Annotated in this window: 13 protein-coding genes; 9 read left to right on the top strand and 4 right to left on the bottom strand. The window is 65.5% G+C overall.

The window, feature by feature from the left end; genetic code table 11:
• The first annotated feature begins 18 nt into the window (after positions 1 to 18).
• Together V6M87_RS22785 and V6M87_RS22780 are read left to right on the top strand one after the other, a co-directional pair.
• Positions 19 to 4,731: a beta strand repeat-containing protein gene (locus tag V6M87_RS22785; RefSeq protein WP_332878960.1), complete on the top strand. Its 4,713-nt coding sequence runs from the start codon at positions 19 to 21 to the stop codon at positions 4,729 to 4,731.
• An 8-nt stretch (positions 4,732 to 4,739) separates the two neighbouring features.
• Positions 4,740 to 6,413 carry a ShlB/FhaC/HecB family hemolysin secretion/activation protein gene (locus V6M87_RS22780; RefSeq protein ID WP_332878959.1) on the top strand — a complete coding sequence of 558 codons (1,674 nt, stop codon included), beginning with the start codon at positions 4,740 to 4,742 and terminating at the stop codon, positions 6,411 to 6,413.
• A gap of 15 nt (positions 6,414 to 6,428) precedes the next feature.
• Here V6M87_RS22780 and V6M87_RS22775 read toward each other — a convergent pair whose 3' ends face one another.
• On the bottom strand, positions 6,429 to 7,175 hold the full coding sequence (locus tag V6M87_RS22775; protein WP_332878958.1) for an SDR family oxidoreductase: 747 nt from the start codon (positions 7,173 to 7,175) through the stop codon (positions 6,429 to 6,431).
• Between the two features lie 100 nt (positions 7,176 to 7,275).
• On the opposite strand from V6M87_RS22775, the gene V6M87_RS22770 reads away from it, so the two are divergent.
• Positions 7,276 to 8,151 (top strand): LysR family transcriptional regulator, encoded by an 876-nt coding sequence (locus tag V6M87_RS22770; protein ID WP_332878957.1) that lies wholly within the window; start codon positions 7,276 to 7,278, stop codon positions 8,149 to 8,151.
• 24 nt (positions 8,152 to 8,175) lie between these two features.
• Here V6M87_RS22770 and V6M87_RS22765 read toward each other — a convergent pair whose 3' ends face one another.
• Complete coding sequence (locus V6M87_RS22765) at positions 8,176 to 9,864, bottom strand: phosphoethanolamine transferase (RefSeq protein ID WP_332878956.1); 1,689 nt, start codon at positions 9,862 to 9,864, stop codon at positions 8,176 to 8,178.
• Between the two features lie 205 nt (positions 9,865 to 10,069).
• On the opposite strand from V6M87_RS22765, the gene V6M87_RS22760 reads away from it, so the two are divergent.
• From V6M87_RS22760 to V6M87_RS22745, 4 genes are all read left to right on the top strand, one after another.
• Entirely contained in the window at positions 10,070 to 11,476 is a 1,407-nt protein-coding gene (locus V6M87_RS22760) for a phospholipase D-like domain-containing protein (RefSeq protein WP_332878955.1), read from the top strand.
• A gap of 121 nt (positions 11,477 to 11,597) precedes the next feature.
• A complete protein-coding gene (ppk2, locus tag V6M87_RS22755) occupies positions 11,598 to 12,488 on the top strand; it encodes a polyphosphate kinase 2 (RefSeq protein WP_442920630.1) in 891 nt (296 codons plus the stop codon).
• A gap of 25 nt (positions 12,489 to 12,513) precedes the next feature.
• A complete protein-coding gene (locus V6M87_RS22750) occupies positions 12,514 to 13,086 on the top strand; it encodes an SRPBCC family protein (protein WP_332878953.1) in 573 nt (190 codons plus the stop codon).
• A gap of 114 nt (positions 13,087 to 13,200) precedes the next feature.
• Complete coding sequence (locus V6M87_RS22745) at positions 13,201 to 13,434, top strand: hypothetical protein (protein ID WP_332878952.1); 234 nt, start codon at positions 13,201 to 13,203, stop codon at positions 13,432 to 13,434.
• 208 nt (positions 13,435 to 13,642) lie between these two features.
• Here V6M87_RS22745 and V6M87_RS22740 read toward each other — a convergent pair whose 3' ends face one another.
• Complete coding sequence (locus V6M87_RS22740) at positions 13,643 to 14,077, bottom strand: transposase (protein WP_332878951.1); 435 nt, start codon at positions 14,075 to 14,077, stop codon at positions 13,643 to 13,645.
• Positions 14,078 to 14,199: 122 nt separating this feature from the next.
• On the opposite strand from V6M87_RS22740, the gene V6M87_RS22735 reads away from it, so the two are divergent.
• Complete coding sequence (locus V6M87_RS22735) at positions 14,200 to 15,270, top strand: zinc-binding metallopeptidase family protein (protein ID WP_332878950.1); 1,071 nt, start codon at positions 14,200 to 14,202, stop codon at positions 15,268 to 15,270.
• Between the two features lie 163 nt (positions 15,271 to 15,433).
• Here the strand turns inward: V6M87_RS22735 and V6M87_RS22730 are convergent, their stop codons facing one another.
• On the bottom strand, positions 15,434 to 16,228 hold the full coding sequence (locus V6M87_RS22730; protein WP_332878949.1) for a transglutaminase family protein: 795 nt from the start codon (positions 16,226 to 16,228) through the stop codon (positions 15,434 to 15,436).
• Positions 16,229 to 16,512: 284 nt separating this feature from the next.
• On the opposite strand from V6M87_RS22730, the gene V6M87_RS22725 reads away from it, so the two are divergent.
• Complete coding sequence (locus V6M87_RS22725; RefSeq protein ID WP_332878948.1) at positions 16,513 to 19,848, top strand: transglutaminase family protein; 3,336 nt, start codon at positions 16,513 to 16,515, stop codon at positions 19,846 to 19,848.
• Positions 19,849 to 19,871 lie beyond the last annotated feature (23 nt).

Here is a 19,871-nt window from a genome sequence, read left to right as displayed (position 1 = left end):
CTCGCCGGCAGCGCCAGCGTGAGCGCCATCGGCAGCGACGTCGTCAGCGTCACCGGCGCCGGATCAGCCAGCTTTGCCAACAAGAACGTCGGCAGCAGCAAGCCGGTCACCGTCACCGGCTACACTTTAACCGGCACTGACGCCGGCAATTACAACCTGCTACAGCCTGCCGGGCTGACGGCCAGCATCGCCCAGGCGAATCTGGCGCTGACCGGCATCGTGGCGCTAAACAAGACCTATGACGCGAACAATACCGCCACGCTGAGCGGCACTGCCAGCGCAGCGGCCTACGGTAGCGATGTCGTCAACATAAGCGGCACCGGCGCCGCCGCCTTCAACGACAAGAATGTTGGCGCAAGTAAGCACGTCACGGTCACCGGCTACACACTGGCCGGGACCGATGCCGCCAACTACGCCATCGTCCAGCCAACCGGCGTGTCCGCCAACATCACGCAGGCCACGCTTGCGGTGACGGGCCTCTCCGCCAGCGGTAAAATCTATGACGCCAGCAACGCCGCCACCCTCACTGGCAGCGCCAGCGTCAGCGCCATCGGCGCCGACGTGGTCAGCGTGACCGGCACCGGGTCGGCCAGCTTTGCCAACAAGAATGTCGGCACCAACAAAGCCGTTACCGTCACCGGCTACAGCCTGAGCGGCACGGATGCAGCCAACTACAGCATCACGCAGCCGGCCGGACTGACGGCAAGCATCAGCCAGGCCAACCTGGCGCTAACAGGCATCGCAGCGCTCGATAAGACCTATGACGCGAACAATAGCGCCGCACTCGCCGGCAGCGCCAGCGTGAGCGCCATCGGCAGCGACGTCGTCAGCGTCACCGGCGCCGGATCAGCCAGCTTTGCCGACAAGAACGTCGGCAGCAGCAAGCCGGTCACCGTCACCGGCTACACTTTAACCGGCACTGACGCCGGCAATTACAACCTGCTACAGCCTGCCGGGCTGACGGCCAGCATCGCCCAGGCGAATCTGGCGCTGACCGGCATCGTGGCGCTAAACAAGACCTATGACGCGAACAATACCGCCACGCTGAGCGGCACTGCCAGCGCAGCGGCCTTCGGTAGCGATGTCGTCAACGTAAGCGGCACCGGCGCCGCCGCCTTCAACGACAAGAATGTTGGCGCAAGTAAGCCCGTCACGGTCACCGGCTACACACTGGCCGGGACCGATGCCGCCAACTACGCCATCGTCCAGCCAACCGGCCTGTCCGCCACGATCAGCCAAGCCAATCTGGCGGTGACGGGCGTTTCCGCCGCCGGTAAAACCTACGACGCCAGCACTACCGCCATGCTCGCCGGCAGCGCCAGCGTCAGCGGCTTCGGCAGCGACGTCGTCAGTGTCGCCGGCACCGGGTCGGCCAACTATGCCGACAAGAATGTCGGCACCAGCAAGCCCGTCACCGTCACCGGCTACACCCTGAGCGGCACGGATGCTGGCAACTACACCATCACGCAGCCGGCCGGCCTCACGGCCAGCATCAGCCAGGCCAACCTGGCGCTGACCGGCATCACGGCGCTCGACAAAACCTATGATGCGGCCAATACCGCCACGCTCGCCGGCAGCGCCAGCGTCAGCGCCCTCGGCAGCGACGTGGTCAGGGTCACCGGCGCCGGATCGGCCAGCTTTGCCAACAAGAACGTCGGCAGCAGCAAGCCCGTCACCGTCACCGGCTACACCTTGACTGGCACTGACGCCGGCAATTACAACCTGATCCAGCCTGCCGGGCTGACGGCCAGCATCGCCCAGGCCAATCTGGCGTTGACGGGCCTTACCGCTAACAGCAAGACCTACGACGCCAGCGTCGCCGCGACCCTCTCCGGCACTGCCAGCGTGGCCACCTTCGGTAGCGATGTCGTCACTGTGGCCGGCACCGGCGCCGGCGCCTTCAACGACAAGAATGTTGGCGCCAGTAAGCCCGTCACGGTCACCGGCTACACACTGGCCGGGGCCGATGCCGCCAACTACGCCATCGTCCAGCCAACCGGCCTGTCCGCCACGATCAGCCAGGCCAATCTGGCGGTGACGGGCGTTTCCGCCGCCGGTAAAACCTACGACGCCAGCACTACCGCCATGCTCGCCGGCAGCGCCAGCGTCAGCGGCTTCGGCAGCGACGTCGTCAGTGTCGCCGGCACCGGGTCGGCCAACTATGCCGACAAGAATGTCGGCACCAGCAAGCCCGTCACCGTCACCGGCTACACCCTGAGCGGCACGGATGCTGGCAACTACACCATCACGCAGCCGGCCGGCCTCACGGCCAGCATCAGCCAGGCCAACCTGGCGCTGACCGGCATCACGGCGCTCGACAAAACCTATGATGCGGCCAATACCGCCACGCTCGCCGGCAGCGCCAGCGTCAGCGCCCTCGGCAGCGACGTGGTCAGCGTCACCGGCGCCGGATCGGCCAGCTTTGCCAACAAGAACGTCGGCAGCAGCAAGCCCGTGACCGTCACCGGCTACACCTTGACTGGCACTGACGCCGGCAATTACAACCTGATCCAGCCTGCCGGGCTGACGGCCAGCATCGCCCAGGCCAATCTGGCGTTGACGGGCCTCACCGCCAACAACAAGACCTACGACGCCAGCGTCGCCGCGACCCTCTCCGGCACTGCCGGCGTGGCCGCCTTCGGTAGCGATGTCGTCACCGTCGCCGGCACCGGCGCCGGCGCCTTCAACAACAAGAATGTTGGCGCCAGCAAACCTGTTACCGTCACCGGCTACACGTTGGCCGGCCTTGACGCCGCCAACTATGCCATCGTCGCGCCAACCGGCCTGTCCGCCACCATCAGCCAGGCCAATCTGGCGGTGACGGGCGTTTCCGCCGCCGGTAAAACCTACGACGCCAGCACTGCCGCCACGCTCGCCGGCAGCGCCAGCGTCAGCGGCTTCGGCAGCGACGTCGTCAGTGTCGCCGGCGCCGGTTCGGCAAGCTTTGCCGACAAGAACGTCGGCACCAGCAAGCCCGTCACCGTCACCGGCTACACCCTGAGCGGCACGGATGCTGGCAACTACACCATCACGCAGCCGGCCGGCCTCACGGCCAGTATCACCCAGGCCAACCTGGCGCTGACCGGCATCACGGCGCTCGACAAGGTCTATGACGCGAACAATACCGCCACGCTGAGCGGCGGCGCCAGCGTGACCGCGATCGGCAGCGACGTGGTGAATGTGACCGGCTCCGGCGCCGCTACGTTCGCCAACAAGAACGTTGGCACCAGCAAGGCCGTGACCGTCACTGGCTACACCTTGACCGGCCTTGACGCCGGCAATTACAACCTCGTCCCGCCTGCCGGGCTGACGGCCAGCATCGCCCAGGCCAATCTGGCGCTGACCGGCCTCACCGCCAACAGCAAGACCTACGACGCCAGCGTCACGGCAACCCTGTCCGGCAGCGCCGCCGTGGCGGCGCTGGGCGGCGACGTCGTCAACCTGGCCGGCGCCGGCAGCGCCAGCTTTGCTGACAAGAACGTCGGCATCGCAAAGGCTGTGACGGTCGGCGACTACACGCTGGCGGGCCCGGACGCCGGCAACTACAAACTGGTGCTGCCAGCCGGTCTGAGCGCCGACATCGCGCGCGCCAGCCTGGCCGTATCCGGCGTCACGGCCGCCGCTAAAACCTATGACGGCACGGCCACCGCGACGCTGGGCGGCAACGCCAGCGTCACAGGCCTTGCAGGCGACGTGGTCGGCGTCACCGGTAATGGCAGCGGCACGTTCGCCGACAAGAACGCGGGCGCCGCCAAACTGGTGACCGCCAGCGGGTTCGCATTGACCGGCACCGACGCCGTCAATTATCTGATCCTGCAGCCGCAAAACCTGCGCGCCGACATCGGCAAAGCCTCCCTCGCCGTGACAGGCATCACTGCCAGCAACAAGGTGTACGACGGCAGCAGCGCCGCCACGTTGGGCGGCACCGCGGCCGTCACGCCATTCGGCGCCGATGCGGTGACGCTGAGCGGCGCCGCGCGCGCCACGTTCGCCGACAAGAACGTGGGCGCCGCCAAACAGGTGCAGGTGAGCGGCTACACGCTGGCCGGCACGGACGCCGCCAACTACGACGTCGTCGCACCGGTCGGCCTGCGCGCCACCATCACGCCGGCGCCGCTGGTCGTGAGCGGCATCAGCGCCAGCGACAAACCGTTCGACGGCACCACGGCGGCCACCGTCAGCACGGCCGCCGTGAACCTGGCCGGCAAGCTTGGCGCGGACAGCCTCAGCGTGGTGTCCACCGGTGCATTCAGCGATGCCAGCGCCGGCGCCGGCAAAACCGTCAATCTCAGCAATGTCTATGGTGGTGCCGACGCCGGCAACTACGCGATCGTCGACCAGGCCACGGCGCTGGCCAGCATCGTGGCGCTGCCGGTGGTGCCGGTGGTGATACCAGAGGTGCGCGCCGCCGTCGCCCAGGTCCAGTCGACGGTCCTGGCGCCGCAAACGAGCGCACAGCCGCAGGCCCTGATTCTGTCGTCGACGGTCAACGAGGTCCAGTCGACGGTCCTGGCGCCGCAAACGAGCGCACAGCCGCAGGCCCTGATCCTGTCGTCGACGGCCAACGAGGTCGGTAGCGCGCCCACCCCTGCGCCGGAAGAAAAACCCGCAGCGCCGGCCCGCAGTACCCTGATTAACACGCGCTTCGGCGCCGGCCCAGGCGCCCCGCTGCTTCAAATCGTGGACGGCGGCATGCAACTGCCGGCCCTGGCCAACAACAGCCCACAATGATGCGATCCATGAAACCCCTGTCCACGCCCCCCCTTGTCGCAGCCTTGCTGGCCGCGTCACTCCAGGCGCACGCTTACCAGGCGGTCCCGAACGCGGGTACGATCCTGCAGCAGCAACAGCCGGCGCGCCCGCCCGCGCCACAGCCCGGCCGTCCGGCGCTCCAGATCGACGCCGCTAGCGCCACCAATTTGCCGGCCTCGCAACCGTTCGCCCTGAAAGCCATCCGCATCGTCGGCAACACGGCATTCTCCACCGAGGTGCTGCACGCGCTGGTGGCCAGCGCCGAAGGCAGCACCGTCACCCTGCCCCAGCTCGAACAGCTGGCCGCGCGCATCACCGCGTATTACCGCGAGCGTGGCTATCCACTGAGCCGGGCCGTGGTGCCGGCACAAAGCATCCAGGCGGGCCAGGTCGTGATCCAGGTGGTCGAAGCGAACTACGGCGCGATCAAACTGGACAACAGTAGCCAGGTCGGCAATCCGCTCCTGGTGGCCATCCTGGCCGGGCTGCAGCCGGGCCAGCCCATCGCAGGCGACCCACTCGACCGCGCCCTGCTGCTGCTGTCTGACGTGCCGGGCGTGGCGGTGCAAGCGCTGATCAAACCCGGCGCCGCGGTGGGCGCGGCCGACTTCACCGTCGCCACCCGTGCCGCCCCGACCACCTTCGCCAACCTGACGCTCGACAATGGTGGCAACCGCTACATCGGCCGCATGCGCCTGGGCACGACCCTGTACGTCACCAATGGGCTGCACCGTGGCGACGTTCTGGACGCCAGCGTCCTTTCCACCTTCAGGGGCATGACCTACGGCAGGCTGGGCTACGAAACATTGCTGAGCGGCCAGGGCACCCGGGCCGGCATCGCCTATTCGCGCGTCCATTACGACCTGCACGGCGAGGTCGAGAGCCTCGACCCGTACGGCATGGCCGGCGTCAGCAGTGCTTGGGTCAAGCAAGCGCTGCTGCGTAGCCGGGAGGCCAACCTGTACGCCCAGTTCCAGTACGACGCCAAGCGCTTGCGCGACCACATCGGCGTGCTCGATGTCCGCACCGACCGCCACCTGGACAACTGGGTACTGAGCCTGAACGGCGACCTGCGCGAGGAACTGCTGGGCGGCGCCGTCAACGCCTGGAGCCTGGGCTGGACGCGCGGACGCACCGGCTTCGACGACAGCGCCGCCGCACAGCTCGACGCCGCCACGGCGCGCACGCGCGGCAGCTTCTCGAAGTGGAATGCGAATGCCTCGCGCCTGCAGCGCCTGGGTGCGCGCGACACCCTGTTCCTGAATCTCGGCGTGCAGTGGGCCAACGCCAACCTCGACTCGGCCGAAAAAATGACCGTGGGCGGCCCGTATTCCGTGCGCGCCTACGACATCGGCGCGGTGTCAGGCGACACTGGCTACATCGCGTCGGCGGAGCTGCGCCACGATCTGGGCCAGCTTGGCGTCGGCGCCTTGCAGGCCAGCGCCTTCATCGACAGCGCGCGTGTCACCATCAACCACGATACCTGGACGGCCGGCACAAACCACGCCCGGCTGTCGGGCGCCGGCGTCGGCCTGGCGTGGAACGGCCCGGACGCGTGGCGCGCCAACCTGTCGCTGGCCACGCCGATCGGCAACGCCCCGGTCATCGTCGGAGCACAGTCGTCAGTGCGCGCGTGGATGACGGTCAGCAAGGGCTTTTGACGGCAGACGCCGTCCTCAGCTGTACTGCGCCAGCATCTGCAGCGCGGTGCCGAACTGCCCATTGGCCTCGGCCTCGCGGAAGTAGCGCACACCTTCCACGCACACTTCCGCGGGCGTGTCCGCCGCGTGCAGCAGCGCCATGACCTCATCGGCAAACGCCGCGAGCGGCATACTGTTCGGGTCGAGCGACTGGCCCGGCGCCAGTTCCGTCTGCACCTGTGGCGGCACGATCTCGATCACCTCGACGCTGCCCGCCAGGAGCGGACGCAGCGCCGCCGTATACGAATGCATGGCCGCCTTGGTCGCGCTGTACGTGGGCGCGGCCGGATAGGGAACGAAGGCCAGTCCGGATGACACGTTGATGAGCGCCGCGTCTGGCTGTGCACCCAGATGGTCGATCAGGGCGTTCGTCATGCGAATCGGCCCCAGCAGATTGGTCGCGATCATGCGCCCGGCGGCTGCGAGGTCGCGCCGCATGGTGACCCTCTCGGGGCTGTAAATACCGGCATTGTTGACCAGGATGTTGAGGCGGGGATGTTGGGCGAGCACCAGTTGTACGAATGCATCCACGGCGCCGTCGTCCGTGACGTCGAGGACATACGCTGCCATCCGCGCGCGCCCGGCGATGGCCTCTTGCAGCACCGCCTCGCGGCGGCCGGTGATGATGACGTGGTTGCCCGCATCGTGCCAGCGATGCGCCAGCGCTTGCCCAATGCCGCTGCCGCCTCCCGTAACCAGAATGGTATTGCCGGTATGTTTCATCTGCTTCCTCACGCATGTTCGAGGGATAAATATTACGCGAACGAAGCGGGCCCGCACAGCTGCTAAGATCGCGACACCCTGTCTCAAAAATGGAACGACGATGGACCTCACCGCTGTCACGGATTTTAACCTGGTGGCCAGGCACGGCGGCTTCGGCGCTGCCAGCCGCGCGACGACCATCGCCAAAGCGACCTTGTCGCGCCGCGTGCGAGAACTGGAAGACAGTCTGGGCGTGCGCCTGATCGAGCGCGGCACGCGGCCATTGCGGCTCACCGAAGAAGGACGCGCACTGCATGCGCGCACCGAAGCACCGCTCGGCGCCATCAGCGATGCCCTGCAGGACATCCAGGCCGGACTGCAGCACCCCACCGGCCGCCTGCGCATCAGTGCGCCGCTACTATTTGCCAGCGTATCGCTGGGCCCGCTGGCGGCGGCGTTTCTGGCGGCCTTTCCAGGCGTGCTGCTCGACGTGACCACCGATGACGGCTTTGTCGACCTGCGCGATGGCGAGATCGACATCGTCATTCGCGCCAATCCGCGCCCCGACGACGACCTGGTCGGCCGCTGTTTCCTGCGCAATGCGCTGGTGCTGGTGGCGGCGCCGTGTGTGCAGCGGCCACACGATGATAGCCAGCCATTCCCGGCGGTCATGCGCTCCGGAATGGTCGACAGCGCAAGCTGGACCATCGTCGATGCACGCGACGGCGTCGCCCGCCAGTATCATCCGCGCGCGGTGATGCGCTTGTCCTCGCCGCTGTCGATACGCGACGCCGTGTTGGCCGGCGCCGGCGCGGCGATGGTGCCGCTCGCCATTGTCGCCGAAGACCTGCTGGCCGGCCGGCTGGTCGAATGGGGAGCGTCGAGCCAGCCGCCGGTCGAAGTGTGGGTGCTGCATGCCTCGCGTCGGCTGGTCAATACCAAAGTGAGCGCCTTCGTCAATTTCATCTGCGACTATTTCGCGCACAGCAAAGCGTGAGGCGCTGACAGGGAAAGTACCTGCCTAGGCACCAGCCAGTTTGCACGGCGGCGCGGGGCGCGCCGGGCGCGCGTCCGGCGCCGTTCCGGGCAGAATAAACTGGCTGCTCAACACATCGTTTTCAGGCTGGTAAAAACAGCTTTGAATGTGCAGCAAGCCCAGCACCGTATGGTCCATGTAGTCGGTCCGGTAGGGGTGGCCCTGCAACACCGCCCGCGCCGCTGCCGGTGGCTGCGGCGCATTTTTCGACCACAACAACAGCGGCACCTGGTAGCCGCTCGGATGGGTTGCGGAGTGCCCCGAAAAATTGCTGTGATGCCCCACTTCCTGTCCGTGATCGGACACGTACAAAACCGACATGGCGCCGCTCGACGTGGATGCGCCGGCCTGGCGAATGATCGCATCGAGGACATGGTCGGTGTAGCGCATCGCATTGTCGTACTGGTTGCGCGCGGTACGGATCCAGAATGGCCGGCCGGCCGATTCGAGGCCCGCGGTGACGGCGTCCTCGGCACCGGAAAAGACATCGAAAGCCGCCGGATAGCGCAGTTCGTAGCGCAGGTGCGCGCCTTGCATGTGGACCACGATCAGCTTGCGCGGCGCCGGCCCGGCCAGCACCCGCTCCAGGTGCGGCAGCACGCGCTCGTCCAGGCTGCGGGCAGCGCGCCCATGACCATTGTTCACAAAGATCTGTTCGTGCGCATGCTCGGCGAGAATCTGGATCGGCCCGTCGCCCTGTTCCTGGTTGGACAGCCACGTCACGTGGTAGCCGGCATTGCGCGCCAGCGACAGCACGTTCGGTTCGGTCAGCCAGGCGTCGGGCCGTTCGCGCGTGGCCGGGGTCAGCATTTTCAGCAGGGACGCGGCCGTCGCGGCATCGGACGAGAGCACGTTGCGAAATACCAGCATCTGGTCGCGCCGCGCGTCCAGCAAGGGCGTCGTGTTCCTGGGATACCCATACAGCGACCAATTGCTGCGGTTCACGCTTTCTCCCAGCACCAAAATCAGGGTTTGCTGCGCCGGTCCCGTATAAGCCGTGTCGTAAGCTTGCGCCTCGACCAGCGCGCTGGCGACCTGTTGCCGGACATCGACCAGGAAATCGCGCTGCGTCCGGTAATCGGTGAAGTAGCCCGGCCAATAGACGAAGGGGTTTTCCTCGGCCATGGTGTCGTTGAAATGCAGGGCGATAAACAGCGCCAGCAAGGCCGTGCCGATCATGCGGTCACGCCGCCTGACTGGTGGCGCGGCGCCTGCCACGGTGTTGAAGCGGCGTTCGGCCCAATACAGCAGCGCCACCATTCCCACCGCCAGCAGCGCCACCAGAGCGAGGTGCGGCCAATAGGTCTCGATGAATTCCCGCACTTCGTTGGCGTTGCTGCCCAGGATGGCATCGGCAACCACGATATTCTTTGGCGCCAGGCCATACAGCCAGAACAGGAAGCCTTCGACCGCTGCATTCAGCAGGACCAGGCTGTTGAGCAGCAGCGCCCCCTGCGCCACCAGCCTGCGCCGGCCTGCCAGCATCTGCAGCCCGGCCAGCCCGGCGTTGGCAATGAGTGTGAAGGCGGCGGCTTTGGTCAGGCTGTGCGAATCCTGCATGCCGAGCTGCCAGTACAGCGCCAGTGCGCAGATGGTGAGCGTGGCGCGCACGACCCCCTGACGCAGGGCCGCTGCCGCGTCCGTGCTGCGGGTCTTGATGAAACGATTGGGCAAGCTAGTCCTTGGGGAAATGACGGCGTCGGTCACAGCGCACTATTGCAATATGTAAACACGTCGCGCTGCACTGTAGCACGGACTATGCGATTTGCATGAGCCCGCCTTGCTGCGCCCGGGCCAGTCAACACATTTCTGGTTACACTGGTGCCATCGGTGACGCGGCCATGCCGGCGCGCTCACCCTGATCTGCCGGAGTCGCCATTTGAACGCTCACGTCCTGGAAGCCGAATACGGCGCGGCGCTCGCCGCCGTCTCGCACGGCGTGTTCGTGCTGGGCGGCTTGCTGCTGTATGTCGTGAGCACCCGCGCCGGCAAACAGCGGCGCCATCCGTCCGCCGCCCTGTCCTGGGTCGTGACCATCGCACTGCTGCCGTACCTGGCGGTGCCGCTGTTTCTGCTGTTCGGCGCGCGCAAAATCATGAAACCGGCAGCGGCGCACGCGCTGCCGCTGCCGGCCGCCGGCGCTGCGGCGCCGCACTGGGCCGGCGCCTTGCTGGCGGGACTCGGCCTGGCGCCGGCGCAGAATAACGCGACCGTACACTTCCACGCCGACGGCCCGGCGGCACACGCGGCGCTGCTTGCCATGCTGGACGGCGCGCAGCAGCGCATCGTGCTGGCCACCTTCATCCTGGCGGACGACCGCGTTGGCGCTGACGTGGTCGACGCGCTGGTGCGGCGCACCGCGGCCGGGGTCAGCGTCTGCATCCTGGTCGAGCCGCTGTTCCGGCTGCGCTGCGGCCCGGCCTTGCTGGCACGCTTGCAGGACGCCGGCATTTGCTTGCGCTGGGCCCATGCCCGGCGCCGGCACCGGCTCGAGACGCGCCTGAACCTGCGCTACCACCGCAAGCTGGTGGTGTGCGACGATGCGCTCGCGTGGTGTGGCGGGCGCAATATCGCCGACGAATACTTCACCCACGACAGCGCCGGCCCGCCGTGGGAAGACCTCAGCTTTGACGTGCGCGGTCCCCTGGCCGGGCAGCTGGGTGCGCTGTTCGAGCGCGACTGGCGCCAGTCGGGCGGTGCGGCCCTGCACCACCGTGCCGGCCCGGCCCCGCCTCCGGCGCCGGCCGGCAACATCCCGGCCCAATTGGTCGCCAGCGGGCCCGATTACGCCGAAGAAAATTATTATGCAGTGCTGCTGGCCGGCGCATTCCAGGCGCGCGCGCGCATCCTCGCCGTGACGCCTTATTTTGTCCCCGACGATGCGCTGCTGGTGGCCTGGCGCATGGCTTGCCGGCGCGGGGTGCGCGTGACGCTGCTGGTGCCGGCGCGCTCGAACCACCGCCTGGCCGACCTGGCGCGCGGCCGCGCCCTGCGCGACCTGGCCGCCGCCGGCGCCGAGATCATCCTGTTTCCGCGCATGCTACACGCCAAGGCAGTGCTGATCGACGACGCCATCGCGCTGTGCGGCTCCGCCAACCTGGACAGTCGCAGCCTGTTCCTCAATTTCGAGTTGATGGTGGCATTTTATGGTGCCGAGGAAATTGCCTGGCTGACCCGCTGGATCGAACAGCGCGCGGCGCAAGGCACGCCCTTCGTCGCGCGCGAACCGTCGCTGCCGGTTGACCTGGCCGAGGGTCTGGTGCGGGTGGTCGGGTTCCAGCTGTAAGGTCGACGCCCGTCATGGTCCTGTCACAAGGGCGTTTTATAGTCGGTCGACCACCACCACGGTTTTCACCGAAGGATTCGCCATGCAAGAGTACGATCAGCTGGACCTGCAGCGCAGCGCCATGCTGCGCATCCACCGCGACATTATGGACAATTACGACGAGGAACTCGAGCTCGAGCTCGATGACCGCGACCTCGACCCGGATACCCTGCTGCCGAGCGCGCGCAGCGAAGCGGACAAGGAAGAACGGCGCCTGTATTTCCGCGAGCTGTTCCGCCTGCAGGCCGAACTGGTCAAGTTGCAGGACTGGGTGGTGCAGACCGGGCACAAAGTGGTCATCGTGTTCGAGGGTCGCGACGCGGCCGGCAAGGGCGGCGCCATCAAACGGATCGTGCAGCGTCTCAATCCGCGGGTCTGCCGCGTCGTCGCCCTGCCCGCGCCGAACGACCGCGAGCGCACCCAATGGTATTTCCAGCGCTACGTGCCGCACCTGCCGGCTGCCGGGGAAATCGTGCTGTTCGACCGCAGCTGGTACAACCGGGCCGGCGTCGAGCGCGTGATGGGCTTTTGTACCGACGACCAGTACGAGGAATTCTTCCAGACCGTGCCCGAGTTCGAACGCATGCTGGCCCGGTCCGGCATCCAGCTCATCAAATACTGGTTCTCGATCTCGGACGAAGAACAGAACGCGCGCTTTCTGAGCCGCATTCACGATCCGCTGAAACAATGGAAGCTCAGCCCGATGGACCTCGAATCGCGCCGGCGCTGGGAGGATTACACCAAGACCAAGGAAATCATGCTGGAGCGCACGCATATTCCCGAAGCGAAATGGTGGGTCGTGGAAGGCGTGAACAAAAAAAAGGCGCGCCTCAATTGCATCCATCACTTGCTTGGGCAAATGCCCTACGTTGAGGTGGCGCATCCGCCGATCGACCTGCCCGACCGCGTGTACCGCGACGATTATGTGCGCAAGGAAGTGCCGGCAGAAATTATCGTCCCGGAAATCTATTAGTCGCTGTACATGCTAGGCTGGGTGCATGTTGACCCGCCTCGCTCCCTTCCTTCTCCTCGCGCTCGCCCTGCCGGCCTGGGGCGCCGCGGCGGCGCTCGCGGTCAGCGTGGAGCGGGCCGACGACACGGACGGCGGCAAGGTTTACCGGATTACATCAAGCGGCACCGTGGCCGCGTCACCCGCCACCGTCTGGCGCATCCTCACCGACTACGAGCGCATGCCCGAGTACGTGCCAGACCTGCGCAGCGCGCGGGTGCTGTCGCGCGATGGCGCCAAAGTCATCATCGAGCAGCAGGGTGGCGTCCAGTTTCTTGTTTTCAGCCGCGCCATTCACCTGGTCGTGCAGGTGCAGGAACGGGCGCCCGATCAGATCGACGTCAGCCTGGTGGACGGCGACATGAAGGTTTACCGTGCCAGCTGGGCGCTGCGACCGGCGGGCGCCGGCGGCACCAGGGTGGACTACAGCGCCACCATCGCGCCGAAGTTTTATGTACCGGGTCTGGTGGGCACGAGCATCGTGCGCAAGGATATCGCCAACATGATGGCCGCCGTGCTGGCGCGCCTCGATCGCGGCGCCGCCGCGGCACCTGCCCCTTGAGCGCCACGCGCCCCCCATCGCACCCGCCTGCCACCCGTTTATGCGCGCATTGTATTTGTGCGCGCATTTTTATTCGTTCCGTTTCGCTTCGACGCGCCGTATATTGACCCATTGGTGGCGATCGCCATCAACGGAAAACGGCGTGTCACCATGCCCCTTGCGACCCTCCAACGCGAACTGGCGGCAATCCAAATCGATGCCGCCGCCGCGTCGACGTTCGCCGGCAGCATCCCACCGGTCATTGCCTGGCGCCTCGTTGCACGTGCCGGCGTGTTGCTGGTCGATGTGCGCTGGGCCGAACAGCGCCACTTTTCCGGATCCGCGCAGCGTATGTCAGCACTTCAATAAGCCATCGTCTCTACCGTTTCACCAGGACGCCGTATGCAGCAGCATAGCGTGCAGCTAAGTAATCACCGAAAATTTATTGTAATTCCGTGCCGTCATTCGTCATCAGAGAGGTAACCTCATCGAACAGGGCACGAGCGGTCAGACGGGTGAATTTTCGCCCGAAATCGTTGACGTGTTTCCTCAGCATTTCGCTTCGGTTCATTCTGGGCTATACGGTGGTAGATAGCAGAGATACCAATTTGCGATCATGGACGAGTGCCCCGAGAACATTGACACGCTGCCGGTGCACGCCTGCTTCATCACAGCGCGTCTGGCCAATCGGTGACCATCCATATTGCACTGACGGATTGGGACTGAAGTGCGATTCGTCGAAATACAGAAGGTTGTCTTGTCCCGTTTGCGCCATGCCCTGCAACGACGCCACGATGCCCTTTGCACGGTCAAAAGCATCTGCGTTGCGTTTGTCCTTCAAGCTGAGACGATATCGTTTGTACCGAAATGCCATGTCCGTCAGATACGCTTTGATGCGGTTCAGACTAAGCGGCGTATCTGCGGCGCGTTTCCACCCTCGCTCAATGGAACCGGCCGTACCACCGGCATCGCGAGCCAGCGCACCGAGCTCGCGCCGCTCCTCATCGGACAACTTCCGAAGTCGCGCTCCTGCCCGCGCGCACGATTGCGCGGCGTTGTCCTACACCAGCCTGCGAGACAACCGTTAGCTGTTAGATTGCCAACACTGACAATCCAACCGACGCCGGTCCAATCATGAAAACGTTTCACTGCGACAAATGCTCGCACCAAGTCTTTTTTGAAAACACCCACTGCTTCCACTGCGAAAGCATGCTCGGCTACCAGCCGGTCACGCGCACCATCAACAGCTTCGAGCCGGCCGACGATGGCCTGTGGCGCAGCCTGAACCGCAAGGACGAAGGCACGCTGTATAAGCAGTGCAGCAATTACGTGCAATACAACGTCTGCAACTGGATGCTACCCGCGGACGACCCGCATGCGCTGTGCGAGTCGTGCCAGCTGACGGTCGTCATCCCAGCCCTGACGTCGGAAAAAAACCACACGCTGTGGGCCCGCCTGGAGGCGGCCAAGCGCCGTTTGCTGTTTTCACTGGCGGCGCTGAACCTGACCCCCGCATCGAAAGAGAGCGAGCCCCAGACCGGGCTGGCCTTCCAGTTCCTCGACGATGCGATTTCCGACCAGTGCGTGATGACCGGCCACGACGACGGCCTGATTACACTGAACATCGCCGAAGCCGACCCGGCCGAGCGCGAGCGCACGCGCGAGCAAATGCACGAACGCTACCGCACGCTGCTGGGGCACTTCCGCCATGAGAGCGGGCACTATTATTTTGATCGGCTGGTGGCCGATACCGCATGGATCGAACCATTCCGCGCGCTGTTCGGCGACGAACGCGAAGATTACGGCGTCGCGCTGCAGCGCCATTACCAGAACGGCCCGGTGGCGGACTGGGAAGAACAGTTCGTCAGCAGCTACGCCAGTTCGCACCCGTGGGAAGACTGGGCCGAAACGTGGGCGCACTACCTGCACATGCTCGACACGCTGGAAACGGCGCACGCCTGCGGCTTGTCACTGCATCCGGTCAAGGCGGGCGAACCGTCGCTCGAAGCGGTCGCATTGCCAATGAAAACCGGGGCGTTCGATGAGACCTTGCACGACTGGTTCGCGCTGACGTATGTGCTCAACAGCCTCAATCGCAGTATCGGGATGCCGGATTCGTATCCGTTCAAACTGAGTACGCCGGTGCTCGAGAAGCTGGCGTTCGTGCACCAGGTGGTGAAGGAGAAAGCGAAGGTGGCATCCTGATCGCGGCGCGAATACGCTTGACCATGCTGCATGATTGTGATGGGTCCCGGCCTGCACCGGGACGACGGTTTTTAAGCCGACGGTTGCCAGTATGGTTGCCTTCATTACGTCTTACCGGCGAAAGCCGGGACCCATGCTTCTTCGGCAGTACGGCACCAGAATACTAAGGCGCCGCCTCCAGCAGCGCCACGCTCACCACCATTTGATGCGCGGCCAGGGCCGGTCCGAACTGGTTGAATATCGCCACTTGTGCCGCGTCGTGCCCATATCCCAGCGCCACGCGCCCGCCGCGCGGCGCGTCCTGCGTCGCGTCGAAAGTATACCAGCGTCCACCCACCCACGCCTCGAACCAGGCATGCAGGTCCATCGGCGACAGGTCGTGCAGATAGCCCACCACGATGCGCGCCGGAATCGACAGGCTGCGGCACATCGCGATGCCCAGGTGGGCAAGGTCGCGGCACACCCCTTCGCGGCGGCGGTTGACGTCGGCAGCCGTCATGTGGTCGTGTATCGAGGCCGGATTGAATGCCACCTCGCGCCGGATCCAGTCGCAGATCGCCACTACCTGGTCATACCCCGGCGCCGCATCAGCGACAATCTCCGCCGACATCTCGTTGAACTGTTCGGATTCGCAATACCGGCTCGGCAGCAGATACGTCAACACGGCATCGGGCAGGGTCTGCACGTCATCGAACGGCGCGCCCGGCGCGACGTCGATCATGTCAGCCGTCAGCACATCGGCCGAGGTGTGGATGGAAAACTCGCCGGTCGGTACCACCAGGCGCTGGCACAAATTGCCGTACGCATCGGTGAACTCCAGCACCGGCACGCTCGGCGTCATCGTGTAGGTGTCGCGCGCCACCCATTGCTGGGCGCCGCTGCGCGCACGCAGCATCATAATGAAGGGCGTGGGGCCGGGGACGGTAAAGCTCAGGGTGCAGCCAGTACGCAGCCACATGGGCGCTCGCTTTCGGATTCAGGGTTGCGCGCACCACGCTGGTGCACGGCGCACGCCGCGCCACGCACCGCGACCAACCAAACGGCATGCCCGTGGTAATGTGTTGTCACGATTGCTTTAATGGAAGACACGCGGTCTAGCTACTCAAGCAACGATTCTCATGAGCATTGTATCAAGCTGCGCGCGATAGTGTTGCAGGTACGAATCATGCTTACCTTGCAATGTAGAGCGCCCACCAGCATCGTATTTCCATTGATCGCGCCCACATCGAAAGGTTTTTCCGCATGGCCATCCGCATCGCGCTGCACCACAAGACCAGTTACCGTTATGACCGCCTGGTCGCCCTGTCGCCGCACGAGGTGCGCCTGCGCCCGGCGCCGCATGCGCGGACCCCGATTTTGTCGTATTCGCTGAGCGTGCAGCCAGAACAGCATTTCATCAACTGGCAGCAAGATCCGTATGGCAATTACATCGGCCGCTTCGTGTTCCCGGAAAAAGCCGACCACCTCGAATTCACGGTCGACCTGGTCGCCGACATGACCGTCATTAACCCGTTCGACTTCTTCGTCGAAAAGTACGCCGAGACCTTCCCGTTCGCCTACCCGGCGCAGCTGAAGGCGGAGCTGTCCGCCTACCTGCAGACGGAAGAGCCGGGCGCATTGCAAGCCGAATGGGTCGCCAAAGCACGCGCCGACCTGCTCGGCAAACCACTGGCGACCAACGATTTTCTGGTGGCCATCAACCAGCGCCTGCGCGACGATATCGCCTACCTGTTGCGGATGGAACCGGGCGTGCAGACGCCGGAAGAAACGCTGACAAACCGCTCTGGCTCCTGCCGCGACAGCGGCTGGCTGCTGGTGCAGATCCTGCGCGAGATGGGCCTGGCCGCACGCTTCGTGTCCGGCTACCTGATCCAGCTGAAGGCCGACCAGGAAGCACTCGATGGCCCCAGCGGCGCGCTTGAAGATTTTACCGATTTGCACGCCTGGACCGAGGTGTACATCCCCGGCGCCGGCTGGATCGGTCTCGACCCCACCTCCGGCATGCTGGCCAGCGAAGGCCATATTCCGCTGGCCTGCACGGCCATGCCGTCGTCGGCTGCGCCGGTTTCCGGCTTCACCGACAAAGCCGAAGTGACCTTTGTCCACGAAATGACGGTCACGCGCATCCATGAAGACCCGCGCGTCACAAAACCGTATTCGGAAAGCCAGTGGAGCGACATCGACAAACTCGGCCAGCAGGTCGACCTTGAACTCAAGCGCCAGGACGTGCGCCTGACCCAGGGCGGCGAACCGACCTTTGTCTCGATCGACGACATGGACGGCGCCGAATGGAACACCCTCGCCCACGGCGACAACAAGCGCGAACTGGCGGGCAAGCTGATGCACCGCCTGAAAAACCACTTTGCGCCGGGCGGCATGATCCATTACGGCCAGGGCAAATGGTATCCGGGCGAGCCGCTGCCGCGCTGGGCCCTGAACATTTTCTGGCGTGTCGACGGCCAGCCGATGTGGCTTGATGCCGAGTTGTTCTCCGATGAACACGTCGACGACGGCTGCACCAGCGCAGACGCCGAGCGTTTTATCGCGGAACTGGTGCGCACGCTCGGCCTGCCCGCCGGCAGCCCCATTGCCGCCTACGAAGACGTGCTGCAGCAGGCCCAGCGCGAGCAGGCGCTGCCGCGCAATCTCGACCCGCTGGCGGCCGACCTGAAGGCGCCGGAAGAGCGGCGCCGCCTGGCGCGCCTGCTCGAACGGGGCCTGGGCCAGGTGGCCGGCTACGTGCTGCCCCTGAAAGCGGCCGAACACGACCCCACCTTCATGCTCGGCACCAGCTGGTGCACCTCGCCGTGGCCGATCAAGCGCGAACACCTGTACCTGCTCGAGGGCGATTCGCCGCTGGGCCTGCGCCTGCCTCTGGCCACCCTGCCCTGGGTGATGCCGGAACAGCGCGACGAAGAGTTTGATGTCGACCCGTTTGCGCCGCATGACCCGCTGCCGGCCGAGAAAAAAGAGCGCCGTCCGGTGCTCGGCGTTGCCGCCGGCAAGTCGGCACGCGCCGCCACGCCCCTGCCAAAAGACGTCGCCCCGCGCGACGTGATCCACACCGCCCTCTGTGTCGAAGTCCGGGAAGGCCGCCTGCACGTCTTTATGCCGCCCTTGAAACGCATCGAGGATTACCTGGCGCTGGTGACGGCCGTGGAGCGCACCACGGCGGCCCTGAAAATGAAGCTGTGGATTGAGGGCTACCCGCCGCCGCGCGACCCGCGCATCAAGCTGCTGTCCGTGACCCCGGACCCGGGCGTGATCGAAGTGAACATCCATCCGGCCGCGAGCTGGAATGAGCTGGTGTACAACGTTTCGACGCTATACCAGGAAGCGCGCCTGACGCGCCTGGGCACCGAGAAGTTCATGCTCGATGGCCGCCACACCGGCACCGGCGGTGGCAACCACGCGACACTTGGCGGCGCCACCGCCGAAGACAGCCCGCTGCTGCGCCGTCCCGATCTGCTGAAAAGCCTGATCACCTACTGGCAGGTGCACCCTGCCCTCTCGTACCTGTTTTCGGGCACCTTCATCGGGCCGACCAGCCAGGCGCCGCGCGTGGACGAAGCGCGCGACGACAATTTATATGAACTGGCGATCGCCTTCCAGCAAATGGACAAGGTGCTGCCGACCCTGCACCCGGGCGACAAGCCGTGGATGGTCGACCGCCTGCTGCGCAATATGCTGGTCGACCTGACCGGGAATACGCACCGGTCGGAATTCTCGATCGACAAACTGTATTCGCCGGACGGCCCCACCGGGCGCCTGGGCCTGGTGGAATTTCGCGCCTTCGAGATGCCCCCGCACGAACGCATGAGCCTGGTGCAAATGCTGTTGCTGCGCGCCCTGGTGGCGCGCTTCTGGAGCCAGCCGTACCAGGCCAAACTGGTCCACTGGGGTACCGCGCTGCACGACCGCTGGATGCTGCCGCATTTTGTGGCCCAGGATATCCGCGACGTCGCGCGCGATCTGCAGGCGGCCGGCTACGCCTTCGATGAAAGCTGGTTTGAGCCGTTTATCGAGTTTCGGTTTCCGCGCTTCGGCACCGTGGTCTACGAAGGCGTGGAGATGGAACTGCGCCAGGCCATCGAGCCGTGGAATGTGCTGGGCGAAGAAGTCACAGGTGGCGGCACCGCGCGCTACGTCGATTCGTCGGTCGAGCGCATGCAGCTGCTGGTACGCGGACTGACCGATGGTCGCCACGTCATCGCCTGCAATGGCCGCATGCTGCCGCTGCACCCGACCGGCGTGCCGGGCGAGTACGTGGCCGGCGTGCGCTTTCGCGCGTGGAGCCCGTGGTCGGCGCTGCATCCGAGCATCCGGGTGCAGGCACCGTTGACGTTCGATCTGGTCGACACCTGGAGCGGGCGCGCGATTGGCGGTTGCACCTACCACGTGGTGCATCCGGGCGGGCGTAGCGAAACCGGTTCTCCGGTCAACGCGAATGCCGCCGAGGCGCGCCGTTTTGCGCGTTTCTGGCCGCACGGGCACACGCCAGGGCCGATGACGGTGTACAAGGAAGAGCGCAATCCGAGTTTTCCGATGACGCTGGACTTGCGCTGGCAGCCGTATTGACCTATCGTTCGGATCCACTTGTA

Origin of the sequence: Massilia sp. S19_KUP03_FR1 (assembly GCF_036688685.1) — a bacterium.
Taxonomy (GTDB): domain Bacteria; phylum Pseudomonadota; class Gammaproteobacteria; order Burkholderiales; family Burkholderiaceae_D; genus JALYUM01.
The sequence above is the reverse complement of the archived record's forward strand: the minus strand, read 5'-3'. Positions and strand labels throughout refer to the sequence as shown.